Source organism: Moorella glycerini, from assembly GCF_009735625.1.
Lineage (GTDB): Bacteria > Bacillota > DSM-521 > Neomoorellales > Neomoorellaceae > Neomoorella > Neomoorella glycerini.
Genome location: NZ_CP046244.1, coordinates 1,206,141 through 1,220,732 on the forward strand (window position 1 = coordinate 1,206,141; position 14,592 = coordinate 1,220,732).

At 52.5% G+C, this 14,592-nt stretch carries 13 protein-coding genes; all 13 read right to left on the reverse strand.

The annotated features are described in order from the left end of the window. Positions 1 to 63: 63 nt before the first annotated feature. The 13 genes from MGLY_RS05995 to MGLY_RS06055 all read right to left on the reverse strand — a co-directional run bounded on the left by MGLY_RS05995 (position 64) and on the right by MGLY_RS06055 (position 14,583). The gene (locus MGLY_RS05995; protein WP_156272513.1) at positions 64 to 609 is read right to left on the reverse strand and encodes a LytTR family DNA-binding domain-containing protein; all 546 of its coding nucleotides are present in this window, start codon (positions 607 to 609) and stop codon (positions 64 to 66) included. A gap of 41 nt (positions 610 to 650) precedes the next feature. Further along, positions 651 to 1,469 (reverse strand): methyl-accepting chemotaxis protein, encoded by an 819-nt coding sequence (locus MGLY_RS06000; RefSeq protein WP_156272514.1) that lies wholly within the window; start codon positions 1,467 to 1,469, stop codon positions 651 to 653. Between the two features lie 33 nt (positions 1,470 to 1,502). Then, on the reverse strand, positions 1,503 to 2,315 hold the full coding sequence (locus tag MGLY_RS06005; protein ID WP_170290941.1) for an alpha/beta fold hydrolase: 813 nt from the start codon (positions 2,313 to 2,315) through the stop codon (positions 1,503 to 1,505). Positions 2,316 to 2,427: 112 nt separating this feature from the next. After that, positions 2,428 to 3,453, reverse strand: a complete 1,026-nt coding sequence (locus MGLY_RS06010; protein ID WP_156272516.1) for a branched-chain amino acid ABC transporter permease — start codon at positions 3,451 to 3,453, stop codon at positions 2,428 to 2,430. Beyond that, positions 3,454 to 4,317 carry a branched-chain amino acid ABC transporter permease gene (locus MGLY_RS06015; RefSeq protein WP_054935907.1) on the reverse strand — a complete coding sequence of 288 codons (864 nt, stop codon included), beginning with the start codon at positions 4,315 to 4,317 and terminating at the stop codon, positions 3,454 to 3,456. It lies immediately after the preceding gene. A gap of 29 nt (positions 4,318 to 4,346) precedes the next feature. Then, positions 4,347 to 5,054, reverse strand: coding sequence for an ABC transporter ATP-binding protein (locus MGLY_RS06020; protein ID WP_156272517.1), 708 nt, complete (start codon positions 5,052 to 5,054; stop codon positions 4,347 to 4,349). Further along, positions 5,051 to 5,809 carry an ABC transporter ATP-binding protein gene (locus MGLY_RS06025; RefSeq protein WP_211662092.1) on the reverse strand — a complete coding sequence of 253 codons (759 nt, stop codon included), beginning with the start codon at positions 5,807 to 5,809 and terminating at the stop codon, positions 5,051 to 5,053. The genes MGLY_RS06020 and MGLY_RS06025 overlap by 4 nt, the downstream gene beginning before the upstream one ends. Positions 5,810 to 5,824: 15 nt before the next feature. Then, complete coding sequence (locus MGLY_RS06030) at positions 5,825 to 7,120, reverse strand: acetyl-CoA hydrolase/transferase family protein (RefSeq protein WP_156272518.1); 1,296 nt, start codon at positions 7,118 to 7,120, stop codon at positions 5,825 to 5,827. Between the two features lie 46 nt (positions 7,121 to 7,166). Further along, positions 7,167 to 8,192 carry a 3-oxoacyl-ACP synthase gene (locus tag MGLY_RS06035; RefSeq protein ID WP_156272519.1) on the reverse strand — a complete coding sequence of 342 codons (1,026 nt, stop codon included), beginning with the start codon at positions 8,190 to 8,192 and terminating at the stop codon, positions 7,167 to 7,169. Positions 8,193 to 8,269: 77 nt separating this feature from the next. After that, on the reverse strand, positions 8,270 to 8,548 hold the full coding sequence (locus tag MGLY_RS06040; RefSeq protein WP_054935911.1) for a hypothetical protein: 279 nt from the start codon (positions 8,546 to 8,548) through the stop codon (positions 8,270 to 8,272). A gap of 78 nt (positions 8,549 to 8,626) precedes the next feature. Then, positions 8,627 to 11,845 (reverse strand): ATP-binding protein, encoded by a 3,219-nt coding sequence (locus MGLY_RS06045; RefSeq protein ID WP_170290942.1) that lies wholly within the window; start codon positions 11,843 to 11,845, stop codon positions 8,627 to 8,629. Positions 11,846 to 12,090: 245 nt separating this feature from the next. Next, complete coding sequence (locus MGLY_RS06050; protein ID WP_156276229.1) at positions 12,091 to 13,272, reverse strand: substrate-binding domain-containing protein; 1,182 nt, start codon at positions 13,270 to 13,272, stop codon at positions 12,091 to 12,093. A 327-nt stretch (positions 13,273 to 13,599) separates the two neighbouring features. After that, a complete protein-coding gene (locus MGLY_RS06055) occupies positions 13,600 to 14,583 on the reverse strand; it encodes a substrate-binding domain-containing protein (protein ID WP_211662094.1) in 984 nt (327 codons plus the stop codon). Positions 14,584 to 14,592 lie beyond the last annotated feature (9 nt).

Sequence of the window (14,592 nt, forward strand, 5' to 3'; positions counted from 1 at the left end):
CGAGGTACAGCTTTGTACAATTTCTTTTGTATAAATGGATATTTTTTTGTAATAAAATGTTATTCAAAATGCTTCTTCGAGCAATTTTGTTAGAGTTTTGATCTTCGACCTGCTAACCCAGGCAGGAATTTCATAATTGTCAAAGATAACTTTGTAAACTCCCCCGCCACAGTGTATTAACCGCTCTATCCTTTTCAAGTTAACTATATAGGACTGGTGCGTCCTTACAAAACAGAAATACTTCTTCAGTTCTTCTTCTACTTCCTTCAGGCTTTTGTAGCAGAAGCGCCTGCCTCTGGTGGTATGAAAGCAGGAATACCGGCCAAGCCAGGTTTCGATAAAAAAAATATCGTAAATGTTGACAAAAGTTACCTCCTGTCCGCTTTTCCCCTTTAAAGGGTATAAAGGTGCCGCCTTAAAAACATCATCATTTCCAATCCTGACGGTAAAGCCTATGAAGGCCTTAAAAAATAACGCCACGTCTTGAAAATCTTTAAACTTGTAAATCCTACCGCTCCGTGTTTCTTGTACCAGTATCTCCCTGGAATTCGCCTCATTTTTCTGGTTATATATCTGTAAAATGAATGAAGCGCAACTCTTTTTCTCCATCCCCTCTCTCCCCTCATCTCGGTGGATTACCTATATATACACTATCCCCGCAGGCTTATAGCTAATTTCACCAGGTCTTCACCGGTCCCGGTTATCTCCTCCAGGGCGGCAGCTAAAGCTTCTGTCCCCGCTGTTTGATTGGTAACCTGGAATTGTATCTCCTGCAGCCCCTCCTGCAGGCGTTTAACAGCTGCTAGAATATGGCAATATAGTTCTTCTGTAACCTTAACTTGTTCGGCAACTCGTTCGGCCAGCTGCCGTACCTCCCTGGCCACAACTTCGAAGCCTGCTCCCATGCGTCCTAACCTGGCAGCTTCAATGCCGGCATTGAGGCCTAAAATTTTGGTCTGGTAAGCCATTCTTTCAATGAAGTTGACTATCTCCCTGGCGCGGGCAGCTTCCCTTTCTACTGCGGCAGCCAGTTCTTCGATTTTCCTTACCTGGGCGGCGATTTCTTCGGCTGCTGCCGCCAGTTCCTGCCCGCCGGCCATGGCATCCTGCATACTCCCGTTAATATTTTGGGCCATGGCCATTAACTGCTCTTCCCTTTCTATTCCCTCCGACACGCTGATACCGCCAACTACCAGCCCACCCTCTCTCACAGGTATAGCCCTGGCCACATATGGCACCCCTAGCACTTCCGGCCCTACCCGTTCAACTATGCGTTTCCCTTCTGCTATACAGCGCCCTACAACCGAAGCCGGGAGGAGAGGGTCTCCCTGCTTTACAGGGTGTCTGATTTTCTCTCCAGGGACGTATACCAATACCTTCTCTAGATCGCAAACAGATACGGCACAGTCTGCGGCGAATAATCCCGCAAGGCAGGGGGCCACCTCTACAAAAGCTGCCAGTAATCCCATGCTGCTTTCCCCCTTCCCTGAAGAACGCTTCTTCTACCTGGCTTTGCTTAAAGCCAGAAATCCTAATATGGCTGTATGAAATTCTTCTTTTTTCTCATAAAAGGAAGCATGACCGGCTTCCGGAATGGTAATATACAACGAACCCTTTATAGCCCGGTGGATCTTTATCATTTCTTCCAGGGGAGTAACCATGTCTTTTTCAGCACCGATTAAAAACGTCGGCACATTTATTTTTCCTAATCTTTCTAGTATGTCAAAACCACCGTGACTGGAGGACAACCTGAGATAGGCGGCGAACCAGTCACTGGTCAGCACTTCACCGCAATTCTTTTCCCTGGCCTTTAACCATTGGTAATGGGCTTCATAAAAAGCAGATGAATAGATGAAGGGCATGGCCAGTTGGAAAAACTTCTGGCCCGAGTTAAGTTTTGCCGCTTCGTCCCAGGCCTCACCAATGGCCTTCAGGTGATTGGTAAGCCGCGCGGACGTATTGGCTAAAATAAGGGTTTTTAGCATATAACCGTATTTAAGGGCAAAAAGTAAAGCGACCTGGCCCCCGTATGAGGTCCCCACCAGGTGCACCCGGGGCAACCCGAGATGAACAAACAGGTCCCGGAGATCCTCCCCATGCTGGCCTATTTCATATTGCTCATTACATTTGTCCGATTGACCCTGATCGCGAAAATCTACCCTCAAGAGCCGGTAGCCGTTGCGGGTGTAAAAGTCTACGCCATCCACCCAGCTGGCGGTGCTCATCATAATGCCGTTGAGTAATACTACCGTTTCCTCTCCCGTGCCGTCCAGCTCGTAATAGATCCCTACACCATTAATCTCTACTTTCGGCATACTTCTCCCCTCCGTTAACGTTATTGCAGGCATTGTTCCCTGACAAAATTCTAAAAATAACCCCCAGCATCCTGGGGGATAAATTATTGACAAAACAAAAACAGAATGCTGGCTAGCAGCTGGATTCTTTTTCCTTGACATTTACCACTTCTGAGGATAACGCAACTCCAGTGCTGATACGGGTGTCTTTTCGCCAGCGCCGGCCCAGGCTGCTAAAAGCTCGGACCAGTCCTCCCGGGAAAAATAGCACTACTACAATATAAACAACACCGAAAATGATCAACCAGCGTTCAAAAATTGGGTGCACACTCCCCAGGCTGCTGAACCATTCATGGACTATAGTTACCAGGGCCGAGCCGACGATAGCCCCATAAAGGGTGCCGCTACCTCCAATGATAGTCATCAGCAAAGCATCCAGGGTCTTATCCACAGCCAGTACGGAGGTGCTGACAAAACGCTCCTGCAGGCCATAGAGGGCTCCAGCCAGGCTGGCCGTGATGCCTGCTACCACGGTAGAGAATAATTTGTACCGGAAGACATCATAGCCGATGGCCTGGGCCCGGCGTTCGTTTTCCCGTATGGCCTGCAAAACCCTGCCGGTGGGTGATGAAATGAACAAGCTGAGCAGGTAGAACACCAGAATAAGAAAAAGGAGGGCAAGGTAATAGAAAACAACCCGGTCCTGCAGCATTTCCGGTACCCGGAAGCTAAAACCATCTTCGCCGCCGGTCAGGCCCCGCAGTTTGAAAGCTGCTATAAAGAACAGCTCTCCCAGGGCAAGGGTCATCATGGCAAAGTAGGTATCGCGTACCCGCAGGGATATAGTACCGATTAAGAAAGCCACCACGAGGCCTAACAGCATGGCCATAACTAATCCGAGGAGGGCAATCTCCAGCCCCCGGCCCAGGTTTTTCAAAAGGAGGCCTATGGTATAGGCGCCGCTACCGAAAAAAAGGGCATGGCCAAAGCTTATTATACCGGTATAGCCGAGCAAAATATCATAGCTCATGGCAAAGATGGCGATGATGAATATATGGGTTAAAAGGTTAATAGTGGCCCGGGATTCGGTAAACAGAGGTACTGCTGCCACCAGGAGCAGCAATATGAGCAGTAATATATGAAACCTTCTTCTCTTCACTTAAATATTACCTCCTCCGAACAAACCGGTAGGCTTGACCAGCAGCACCAGCGCCATCAAGAGGACGTTTACCGCCAGGGCCGCCTCCGGTACAAACCATGATACAGCCGCCCCTATCAGTCCTACCAGCAGGGCGCCGACGAGGGAACCGACAAAACTTCCCAGCCCACCGGTGACTACTACAATAAAAGCCAGTAGCTGGTTATCCAGCCCCATGGTCGGGCTGATGGAACCACCCAGGGGCCCCATAATAGCCCCGCCCAGGGCCGCCAACCCCGCTCCCAGGGCAAACACCATGGTAAATACTTTCCTGATGTCAATACCCAGGGCCTGCACCATTTCCGGGTTCTCTACCCCGGCCCGGACAATGATGCCCAAGCGGGTCCGGGTAAGCAAAATATATACTGCCAGTGCAACCACTAATCCCACCACGATGGTAAACAGGCGATACTTAATGAGCACAATCCCGCCAAATTCCCAGCTTCCCTCCAAAAAACCAGGGGGCGGGCTGGTCAGCATATTGGGCCCCCAGACCACCTTGACCAGTTCTCCCAGGACGAGCATTAAGCCCATGGTGAGCAGGATCTGGGATAAATGATTACCGAATACCCTGCTGATGGTTGTCCGCTCCAGGATGACGCCTAGCAAAGCGCCGGCGAGAATAGCGCTTGCCAGGGCCAGGAAAAAACTCTGGGTACGCCCAAAGACCCAAGTTCCGACATAAGCTCCCCAGAGGAAGAAGGCCCCGTGGGCAAAATTGAGGATACCCATTAACCCAAAGATAATGGAAAGACCTACAGCCAGGAGAAAAATGGCCATGCCGGTGGCGATGCCATTGGTAAATAGATTGATAAAAGTATCCATACATGCACCCCCATCATCAATCGCGTGCTTCAATGCGGGCTCAGGCTAATGCCCAGGTAACGCTGCTGCAGGGAAGTATCCGCTGCCAGGTCTGCCATCGTACCGCTATGCACTGTCCGGCCATCGTCGAGGATATAATACCGGTCCCCCACCGCCCGGGCCAGGTTAAAATTTTGTTCTACCAGAACCACGGTTGTTTCTTTTTTGATCTGTTTGATGGCTTCCGCCAGCTTTTCAACTACCACCGGAGCCAGCCCCTTGCTGGGTTCGTCGATCAGGAGCAGGCGGCTGTTGGTGACCAGGCCACGCCCCATGGCCAGCATTTGTTTCTGACCGCCGCTAAGGCTCCCCGCTTTCTTCCGCCAGGCCGCCTTCAGGTCAGGAAAGATAGAGACTACTTTTTCTAGCAGGCCCTCCCCATTTTTGCTCCTCATTGCTATCTTTAAATTCTCTTCCACAGTGAGCCCGCTGAAAATAGCCTGGTCTTCAGGCACATAGCCTAAACCTTTTCGCGCCACCTGATGGGCCGGCAGGCCCGTGATACCCTGGCCTTCAAACTCAATCTTGCCCTGCCTGGGTTTTAAAAAGCCCATAATAGTACGCAAGGTGGTTGTCTTGCCGGCGCCATTACGCCCCAGGAGTACCGTCACTTTCCCGGCAGGCACCTGCAGGTAGACACCCTGCAGAATGTGAAATTCGCCAATATACGTTTGCAGGCCCTCGACATTCAATATCATGCCATTCCCCCTCCCAAGTAGGCTGTCTGGACGCGCTCATCCCGGATAATTTGTTCGGGAGCTCCCGAAGCCAGTACGCACCCGTTGAACAACACTACAACCTCGTCCGAAAGGGACAGGACCATATTCATCTTATGTTCCACCAGGATGATGGTCCGGTCCCGCTTCTCCCGCAGGTGCTGCAACAGCTCGATCATGGCCGGCACCTCCTCCAGGGAGATGCCCGCTGTAGGTTCATCTAGTAACATTACCTCGGGTTCCATGGCGAGGACAATAGCGATCTCCAGCTTGCGCTTCTCCCCGTGGGTCAGGGTGCTGGCCAGGGACCCCGCCTTTTTCCTTAAGCCAACTGTATCCAGCACTCCCAGGGCTTTGTCTTGCAGTTCTTTAAAGTGCACTACTGGCGTCAACGGGCGAAAACCGGTACCTGCACTGGCCTGTACTGCCAGCCTCACATTTTCTAATACCGTTAATTTTGGAAACACGTTAGTTATCTGGAAACATCTCCCAAGCCCGCGCCTTGCCCTCTCATGGACAGGAAATCTGGTAATATCTTCTCCTTTAAAAAAGATCCTGCCTCTGGTGGGCACCAGTTGCCCGCTGACCAGGTTAAAGAAGGTTGTTTTCCCGGCACCATTGGGACCGATAATTGACGTAAAGCTACAGGGCTTAAAAGACACATTAACCCCGTTTACCGCAAAGTGGCCCCCGAAAGCCATGGTTAAATCTTCCGTCCACAGGATAGCATCCGTCACTTCATTTCCACCTCCTCACTCCAGTTTAAGCCTTCTGGCCTCGTGACGCAATTCCTCTCTAAAGTTGGGATGGGCTATAGCAATGAGCCGGTTAACGCGTTCTTTCAGGCTCCGAGCCTTCAGATGGGCCACACCGTATTCGGTCACTACATAGTCAACATCAGCCCGCAGCAAAGTTACTTTAGCCCCTTCCGGGAGGAAGGGTACAATGGTCGATATGGTACCATTTTTGGCCGTAGATCTTAAGGCGATAATAGACTTGCCGTCCCGGGACAGCTGGGCACCCACAGCCGTGTCTGTCTGTCCGCCGGTACCGCTGTACTGCAGGTGGCCAAGGCTTTCCGATACCACCTGCCCGGTCAGGTCGATTTGTAAGGCTGTATTAACACTAACCATTTTATAATTTTTGGCAATTACACGCGGATCATTCGTAACTCTTCCTGGCTGGAACTCTATAGCCAGGTTTTCATTAAGAAAATTATACAGTTTCCGCGTTCCCAGGGCAAAGTTGCCTACCATTTTGCCGGGCCAGAGGGTCTTGCAACGACCCGTAATAACCCCGGCCTCGGCGAGGTCCACCATACCGTCGGTAAACATTTCGGTATGGACGCCGAGATCCTTTTTGTTCTTTAGAAAGGTTGCTATAGCATTAGGTATACCTCCGATGCCCAGCTGGATGGTCGATCCGTCTTCAATCAGCTCGGCTATAAAAGCGCCGATGGCCTGCTCTTCTGTACTGGGCTCTATAGGGGGCAGCTCATAGAGAGGTGCTTCGTTTTCAACGATATAGTCAACCTGGCTGATATGGACCTGGGTATCCCCATAAGTACGGGGCAGATTAGGATTAATTTCCAAAACTACGGTTTTGGCTACAGCCAGGAGATCCTTCTCATAGCCGACACCCAGGGACAAAGAAAAATAGCCGTGCCGGTCCATGGGACAGGCTGTACCCCAGAAGAAATCAGGTGGGTCGAAACGGGCCTTGCGAATGCCCCAGTCACGGCCGTGGGAAGGAATGAGGGATACGGTCCCAAGTTCGTGGCCCCGGCGTTCCCCGGCACCATAAAACCAGCTTTCCAGGAGGAAGTGCCCCTTCATGCTGGGGTCAAGGAAAAAATCGTACTCCCGCAGGAGCAGGGCAGAGAAGACACGCACGTTTTCCACTTCATCCCGCCGCCTTCCCAGGGCGCCCAGGAGCCCCGGAGGGGCCGAGGCAGCCATGGCGGCGGCAATGCTGCAGCCTGAAGTAACCATACCCACGGCTTCATCTATACTGATACATTTACGACGGTATTCCTCATGCATGTTCATACGATCTGTTCCTCCTTACTGTTCATCCCGGCCTCACAGGCAGGCATCACCCGGCGCACGGTCCCCATTTAATGGCGGTAGCAGCCCAGGCATATCCGACCCCGGCGCTAACCATGACCACAAGGTCCCCGTCCTTCACACGCCCCTGCTCCAGGGCCAGTTCCAGGGAAAGCACCTGGTCTAGCTGGCCAATATGCCCGTAATCTTCAAGATAAATGGACTGTTCGGGTTTCAGTCCTAATTCAGAAAGGATATAATCATGGGCCGAACGCTTCATATGCAGCAGGCATAAATAACCTATATCCTGCACCGTATAACCGCTGGCCATCACTGCTTCCTGAATGACCTGCAGGAAGTTAGGCATAGAAACTTCTTCCAGGCGATTCTTCATCCCCTCAGGATCGAAAACGTCCAACGTATATAGCCCCTGCGCCAAAGCTTCAGGAGTCATAGGCACTTTAGTGCCCCCAGCAGTAACCCCTACCGCATCGGCCAGGGAAGGATCCGTTATAATTTTGCTGGCCAGCACTTCGTTGCGCCCCAGATTTTTCTGCAGCACAATGGCCGCGCCCCCTGCGCCCAGGTTATACATAAAGCGCACGCGGGGATTCTTGTAATCGATAAAATCCACGTTACGATAACCGCCGGCCAGGAGGACGGTATTCAGGTTTTCGTCGGCCAGCATCATATCCCGGGCAACCTTCAGGGCCATAACCGTTGTACCGCAGCGCAACTGGACGTCAAATCCCCAGGCACGGCCGGCACCGATTCCCCCCTGTAATTTTATCGCTCCCGTCTGCAGGGGATGCTCTTTGTACTCTTCTCCCACATAAATGATCAGGTCGATTTCTTCCGGGTCAATATGGCCCTTCTCCAAAGCCCGGCGGGCAGCCCTGATGCCCATTTCAATGGTATGGTCCTCTGAGCCGGGTACCGGCTTGCGACGAAATCCCAGCTTTTTTTCCACCACCTCCTGAGGTATCCCACTTTCCCTGGCGACATCGGCACTGGTCATATACCTGTCTGGCAGGTATACCCCGGTGCTGCGGATACCAATATTTACTGTGGCCATGTGTCTCTTTCCCCTTTCTCTTTAAGGTAATATCCAAACAAGGACAGGCCCGCAACTACGGCTCATTGTCCTCACTTTTAGAAATCGCCGCCGTCAGGGCATCTTCGTTTGGGCACACCTTCTAAAATTGAGTTCTTCACTACTTTGGCCGTTTCTAACGGGATGAACCTGGCGTCCTCCGGCCAGTTTTCTGCCTCAACAATCTCTGCCAGCAGGGAACTTACTTCCTTGAGATCGGCCAGGCGGTAGACCCGGCCGCTTTGCACATGCTGGATGGTAATGCTCCATGGTATCTGTTCGTTACCCGGCTCATGAACCACTCGAACAATAAAAGAAGCTACAACTCGTTTTGGCAATGCCTTTTACTCCCCTCAAAACAAAAGCCCGCTATCATCCTTCCAATAGGATGATAGCAGGCTCAAGTTGCCTTCAAGTTACATGGCGGCAGAAACCTGCAGTATCTTTTTATAAAGCTTAACCGTCTTAAGGGAAGGAGCTACGCCCATCTCTTCCCTTAACACTTGCAGGCATCGCTGGTAAACCCGTACTACCATAGCCTTGTTGTTCAATTTGCCATAGGAGTATATTTTTAAGCGATAGGCTTCTTCCCAGCAATTATCCTTTTTCAGTATCCTGTCCGCCCATTCAATGCAGCCCTGGTAATCTCCCCGCCCGGCCAGCAGGCGGGCCAGGATTTCCGCCGCGTGGATGTACATCACCACCAGGCGTTCCCGTTCCTCCAGGCACCATTCATCCTGGTTTACTCCCTGCAGGTACTCGCCCTCATAGAGTTCCAGGGCTCTATTAAGCAGGATCTCCGCTTGCTCCGGCCGTTCATTGACCACTTCCTCTGCCCGCCGGACCAGGCCCTCAAATTCTTCCACATCCAGCCAGAATCCTGAAGCCAGATTAAAAAAATAGGCCGTACCTTCACGCTGAATGAAAAAGGAGGGACTGCGCGGCTGCCTCTCCGGTTCCAGCACGCTTAGCAGGGTGTTCAGGGCTACTTTGAAGTCCCGGCCGGCAGCCTCGGGATCTGCTTCCGGCCATAAATAAGCCATTATTTCTTCTTTATGCAATAAGACGCGCCTTTTAGTGATCAGGAGCTGGAACAGCCGCCTGGCGCTCTCCCGGCGCCACTCGTGGCAACCGATCTCTTCTTCGCCGCGCCAGACGCGGAATTTGCCCAGGGTTTGAATGCGCAGGGTATAGCCGATGCAGGGAAACTCCGTATTTACCCCCATTTTTTGCAGCTGCCAGTCAACATAGGGCTGGCAGATATCCTGGCGCCTGGCCTCGTGTAAAAGGGGTACGGAAGCCCGGCCGTCACGGGCACCCAGAAGGGTCCCACGCTGGAGAAGAAAATCATACCCCCTGCTTTCACACAGCTCCAGTAGCTGGATGAGCCTGGAACGCAATTCCTCACCCGGCCCTGCCTTAAATGCCAGATAGGCCAGCCACCAGGCGGCCGTTGCCTTGCCAAAACTATCCCCGCAGCGGCAAAAAAGGTCATGGCCCCGCGCCAGGTACACCCTGGCTTCGGCGAGTTGCTGGCAGGTGGCCGCCGCCACTCCCAGGCAGTTATAAAGGACGGCTGTAAACCACCGGTCCCGTACCTGCTCGGTAACCCGTACCCCTTCCAGGCCGGAGCTTCTGGCGGCCAGCCAGTCTCCCTCCAGGCCATGGATCAGGCACTGGCCCATCATTACCTCCGTGCGGCCGCGGATTATCCCCAGGTTGTCGTTCAGTTCCAGCGCGCGCTGGTAGGCCTCCCGGCAGGCGCCGGTGGGCCAGCCTTTAAGGACCAGCAGGGCATGGCCCAGGCGTACATATCCCATGGCTTCCACAAAGGGCGATCGCAGTTTCTGTCCCAGGCGGATGCCCTCTTCCGCGGCGATGACGGCTTTTTCCCCCTCGCCAATCATAGAGTAACAGAGGGATAAAAGTAGTGGGGTTTCGCGAAAAGAAAGGGGGGGATGGTAGGAGCCTTTTTCTTGCGACGCCGAGCTTTCCAGCAACTGAATGGCTGCCTGCAACCTGCCGGTCCGCAGCAGGAGGCGGGCTTCAAAATTACCCCGGGTGGTGAGATGGAGCATCTCTTTGGCCAGTTGCCGGTAGCGATGGGCATGACGAGGTTTGCCCTGATTGATCATGTTTTCAGCCATCAGGCCCAGGATCTCTGCTTTTTCTTCCGTATCCGCCTCGCCCAGAGCTTTATAAGCGCGCCGCAAGAAATCCTCGGCCAGGGCGGGCTGGGCTGTATCTACATAGGTTTCACCCAGCCCCTTCAAGGCCCTGCTCAGGCCTTTTCTGTCGCTGCTGTTCTTGCATTTTTCTGCCGCCCGCCTGTAGAGGGCCAGTGCTCCCTGGTAATTGGAGGCCAGTCTTTCCGCATCCCCCAGGGCCAGTAAAAACTCTACTTGCTCCTGGAATCGGGGCGGGAGCTGCTGCAGATAATGGCGCAAGAGGTGACCCCGGCCACTGCGGGCCAATTCAGAAGAAAGACGGGCCAGGACCTCAGCCGCATCAGCCCACTGGCGCCCTTCCAGCAAATGCTGGAAAGCCTGCTCCTCCTGGCCTTCCTTAAGATAAAAATATCCGGCCCGGCAATGGAGCAGCTCATAATCGGGCAGCCTTTTGCGGGCTTCCCGGCGGAGAAAATCCCGGAAGAGGTTATGATAGCGAAAAAGGCCGTTCCCCAGTTCAGACAGGAAAAGACCCTTCTTGCTGGCGCGAGATAGTAAACGGGGTGTAAATTCACCCCCCATTACCACCGTACAAGCGTGGAGGCTTAAATAATCCAGAATGGAAGTTTTGAGCAAGAATGATAATAAACTGCTATCCTGCCGCTCCAGTACATCCAGGATAAGAAATTCAAAAAGGCTGTCCAGGCTGTTATCCAGGGTATTACTAAGGGGCAACCGGACCGTCCCTTCTTTAATTCCCCTGCCGATAAGTTTGAGGGTCATAATCCAGCCTTCGCTGTAATCGTAAATCCACCGGGCGTCTTCCCGGGTGAGACGGGGCGAGAATTCCCGCGATAAATATTCATAAACTTCCTCAGGGTTCAAGGCCAGATCCTTCTCGTCGATCAGCAACCTCTGTCCCCTGGCCGCCTGGCGGTAAACTTCAGGAATTTCTACCTTTTCCCGGGAAAGAAGGGCTACCCGCAACCACCGGGGCTTACAGGCCAGAAAACGATCCAGGAACAGGGAAACCTCTTTTTCCTCCCCCACCAGGTGCCAGTCGTCGATGATTAAAATTCCTTCTACCCCGGTATATTCTTCCAGGCTATGCAGCAGGACATTTAATACACTGTCCCAGTTTAATGCCTCATATTTTTTTAGCTCTTCTGGTAATTTATCCCTGATGCCGGGTGCCAGCTTCTCCAGGGCTCCTGCCAGGTAGCTGGCAAAAACAAAACTACTGGCATCCTCCGGCCCCGGGCTGTACCACCCGTAAGGCACCTCCAGCAGGGCAAGAGCCTGGACAATAGCGGTTGTTTTCCCGTAACCGGCCGGGGCGCTAATGACAGTAAGGGAATAATCCATAAGCCGTTGCAATTTATTTTTTAACTCAGGCCTTAACCATATATCTGCTTCCGGCCTGGGAGCAACCAGCTTGCTTTCCACCAGGGCCAGCGACTTTAGCATATCCCGGCCTCCCCTCCCGGTATTAATAAGCCCAGGGGACTGCATATATTATTGGGATATTTCAAGCAAAAAGGCATGCCTGTAGTATTTAGACAACCGACCTGCCGGTCACAAAGAGGTGGCTTAACTTAATTTTAACATACTTTTAGTTGCATACAAGTTACAATTTGTAGTAACCCGGGTTCCCCTCAAAAAAGACGCCACGAGCTGTCGCCCGCGGTCGTCATGATTGAAAACAGGTAAAATTAGTAACGCTTGTTTGTAATTGGAGGCACGGTTTCATCCGGCTTTATTTCCCGGATCAGAGTCGGTACCGGGTAATCAAAGCCTTCCTTTTGCTCAAATTTAATATGATAGAAGCTCTGCAGGGCCTGGTGATCCTCTTTGCGGAAGGTCATGGCACCCTTGGGTGTTTCAAAGCTCATGCCTTCCATTGCTGCGATGAGCTTATCGGCGCCGGTATCGCCACCGGTTTTTTCCACGGCCTGCAGGATAGCCGCTGCTACGGCAAAGCCACCGCAGGTAAAGAGATCAGGGGGCTGCCCATTAAAGCGTTTTTTATGTTCTTCCACCAGCCAGTCATTGAGCTTGTTTTTCGGCAGGCCGTAGTAATAGATAGAGAAGCCTTCCTGCCCTTCCAGGCCCTTCATGGCCTTCATGACGGCAATCTCCGGTGTCTGGGTGATGAGCTTAATGCCTTTATCCGCTACCTTCATATCCATAATCTGTTTCCAGGGCGTATTGGCAGTCCCGGCCCAGATAACATAAAGATAGTCGGGGCTGGCATTAATAATCCGCTGGATGTGGACGGTAAAGTCCGTGGCGTTCATGGGGACAAATTCCTGGATGGAGGTCTTGAGGCCTTTCTCTCCCGCTGCTTTCACAAAGGCGGTAGCACCATCGCGACCAAAGGAGTAATCCTGGGCCAGGATAGCAACGCTCGCTCCCGGTTTCGCGCTGGCAATGGCAGCCGCCGCGGCCAGGGCATCCTGGGTGGAGTTCCTCCCCGTCCGGAAGATGTACCTGTTCCACTGGGCCCCGGTAATGCTATCCGCCACCGCCGGCTCCACAATCATTACCCTTTTGTACTCCTGGGCCAGGGGGAGGATGGCCAGGGCGTCGGCAGAGCTGGCGCTCCCCACCAGGATGTCAACTTTCTCTTCTTCTAAAAGCTTCAAGGCTTTTTGTTTGGCTACGTCAGGCTTGGTAGTAGTGTCCTCGACCACTATCTTGATGGGCCGGCCGGCCACTTCTCGTTTGCCCTGGGTAAGGTAGTCCAGCCCGAGTTCCAGGCCATTGATGGTCATCTTGCCATAAGTCTCCAGCGCGCCGGTAAGGGATGTAACTACTCCGATTTTGATCGGTTTCCCCGCCTCACTTGCTTTCCCTTTTTCCTTTTCCCCACCACCACCGCCACAGGCGGTCATAAAAGCAAGCAAGGCTATTGCCGTAAAAATCACAATTAGTTTTTTCCTCAATACTTTTTCCTCCTTCCCTTATTATCCAGGCATGAATTCTACAATAAAAGTACTTTTCCCTGTCACCTCCCGCGCCTTTTTTAATCATTTGTTTTATCATTATTTTACGGTTATATAGTTACACGACAGTTACCAGGTAAAAACTGCTTATACCTCCTACCGGCGCCTGAAATGTCGCTGTAAAATTTCTGCTGCCTACGGCGGCACCAGTCCTTCACTCCTGAAGCCAAAAATGCCGGGGATTATTATTCCCCGGCATATTATAATTATAAAAATTTAACGCTTGTTCATAATAGACGGCACGGTTTCCTCCGGCTTTATTTCCCGGATCAGATTCGGTACCGGGTAATCAAAGCCTTCCTTCTGCTCGAATTTAATATGGTAGAGCGTCTGCAGGGCCTGATGGTCCTCTTTACGGAAGGTCATAGGACCCTTGGGGGTCTCAAAACTCATGCCTTCCATAACCTCGATAAGCTTCTCGGCGTTGGTATCACCGCCGGTTTTCTCCAGGGCCTGAACTATGGCCACGGCAGCCGCAAAGCCGCCAGGGGTAAAGAGGTCGGGGGGCTGCCCGTTAAAGCGTTTTTTGTGCTCCTGAACCAGCCAGTCATTGGCTTTGTTTTTGGGCAGGCCGTAATAGTATACGGAATAACCCTCCTGCCCCACCAGGTTCATCATGGCTTTCATGGCAGCGATCTCCGGCGTGCCCGTTATGATCTTGATACCCTTTTCCGGCACCCTCATATCCGTGATCTGTTTCCAGGGAGTATTGGCGCTACCGGCCCAGATGACAAATAGATAATCGGGTTTAGCATTGATAATGCGCTGGATGTTGGCCGTAAAGTCGGTGGCGTTCATAGGGGCGAATTCCTGGAGAATTACCTTCAGGCCTTTCTGTTCCCCGGCTTTTACGAAGGCGGCGGCACCCTCGCGACCGAAAGAATAATCCTGGGCCAGGATGGCTACCGAGGCGCCGGGTTTGGCTCCGGCAATTGCTGCCGCCACGGCCAGGGCATCCTGGGAAGAGTTGCGAGCCGTCCGGAAGATGTATTTATTCCACTGGGTGCCGGTAATGCTGTCGGCCACTGCCGGCTCGACCACCATAATGCGCTGATACTCCTGGGCCAAGGGCAGGATGGCCAGGGCATCGGCGGAACTGGCGCTGCCCACCAGGATATCCACTTTTTCCTCTTCCAGCAGCTTCAAGGCTTTTTGCTTAGCTACATCAGGCTTGGTGGTAGTGTCCTCAGTTAATCCCAAGTTCGACAG

What these genes read in the sequence shown, in the direction of transcription:
- MGLY_RS05995 (WP_156272513.1), bottom strand. Translation starts at nt 609, where the DNA reads ATGGAGAAAAAGAGTTGCGCTTCATTCATTTTACAGATATATAACCAG.
- MGLY_RS06000 (WP_156272514.1), bottom strand. Translation starts at nt 1,469, where the DNA reads ATGGGATTACTGGCAGCTTTTGTAGAGGTGGCCCCCTGCCTTGCGGGA.
- MGLY_RS06005 (WP_170290941.1), bottom strand. Translation starts at nt 2,315, where the DNA reads ATGCCGAAAGTAGAGATTAATGGTGTAGGGATCTATTACGAGCTGGAC.
- MGLY_RS06015 (WP_054935907.1), bottom strand. Translation starts at nt 4,317, where the DNA reads ATGGATACTTTTATCAATCTATTTACCAATGGCATCGCCACCGGCATG.
- MGLY_RS06020 (WP_156272517.1), bottom strand. Translation starts at nt 5,054, where the DNA reads ATGATATTGAATGTCGAGGGCCTGCAAACGTATATTGGCGAATTTCAC.
- MGLY_RS06030 (WP_156272518.1), bottom strand. Translation starts at nt 7,120, where the DNA reads ATGAACATGCATGAGGAATACCGTCGTAAATGTATCAGTATAGATGAA.
- MGLY_RS06035 (WP_156272519.1), bottom strand. Translation starts at nt 8,192, where the DNA reads ATGGCCACAGTAAATATTGGTATCCGCAGCACCGGGGTATACCTGCCA.
- MGLY_RS06045 (WP_170290942.1), bottom strand. Translation starts at nt 11,845, where the DNA reads ATGCTAAAGTCGCTGGCCCTGGTGGAAAGCAAGCTGGTTGCTCCCAGG.
- MGLY_RS06050 (WP_156276229.1), bottom strand. Translation starts at nt 13,272, where the DNA reads ATGACCGCCTGTGGCGGTGGTGGTGGGGAAAAGGAAAAAGGGAAAGCA.